Annotated in this window: 1 pseudogene; it reads left to right on the top strand. The window is 50.8% G+C overall.

The features are described from left to right. Positions 1-317 (top strand): annotated as a pseudogene (locus HMPREF1551_RS14100) (hypothetical protein); the annotation flags it as partial.

Here is a 317-nt window from a genome sequence, read left to right as displayed (position 1 = left end):
CCGTATCCTCTCCCGCTTGGAAGGATGGGAGAAGAAGAGTGAAGAACGAAGAGTGAAAAGTGAAGAATCTCCATGCTGGCGCGAGCTTGTAGCTCGTGCCGAAGATACCGAAGCTAACAAAGTAGAAAATACCCCATACTGCCGCGAGTTTGTAGCTCGTGCCGAAGATACCGAAGTTTGCAAAATAGAAAATACAACTCCTCCACAAGATAGTTCATCTGTTTTTTCCCCTTCGGGGGAAAGGGGGACGCTCCTCTCCTTCACTCGTACCACGCTCCCCACTTTTACCCCAGCCCCCTTCCACGAGGCCTATTACG

The organism is Capnocytophaga sp. oral taxon 863 str. F0517, assembly GCF_000466425.1.
GTDB lineage: Bacteria > Bacteroidota > Bacteroidia > Flavobacteriales > Flavobacteriaceae > Capnocytophaga.
The sequence above is the reverse complement of the archived record's forward strand: the minus strand, read 5'-3'. Positions and strand labels throughout refer to the sequence as shown.